Raw genomic sequence first — 349 nt, forward strand, 5'->3', positions numbered from 1 at the left:
GCCTTTGCCGTCTGGTCGGAAAGGTGGCTGCCGTCGTGATCAGCCAGAAGCAGAATAGCCATGGTTTTGTCCTCTAGAAAAATGGTTCGTTCCCGAAATCCGTCAGGGCCTGCCGAAAACGGTGAGACGCGAGAACCGGCGCACAGCGTACTCTAGTACGTGAGCACCGGAAGCACAGCGACACGCCGTTTGCAGGCGGACCTCACGGATTTCAGAGCACGCCGGCTTCGGTCTTGAGCTTCTCGACCAACTCGGCCACCGACTTGACCTTGATGCCGGCCTTGCGGCCTTCCGGCTCCTCGGTCTTCAACACCTTCAGCCGGGCGGTCGTGTCGACGCCGAAATCGGC

The 349-nt window shown here is 60.5% G+C and carries 1 pseudogene; it reads right to left on the bottom strand.

The features are described 5' to 3' along the window. Positions 1–211: 211 nt before the first annotated feature. Positions 212–349, bottom strand: a pseudogene (locus BC360_RS26365) (electron transfer flavoprotein subunit beta/FixA family protein); the annotation flags it as partial.

It is taken from the genome of Ensifer sp. LC163, assembly GCF_001695855.1.
Taxonomy (GTDB): Bacteria; Pseudomonadota; Alphaproteobacteria; order Rhizobiales; family Rhizobiaceae; genus Ensifer.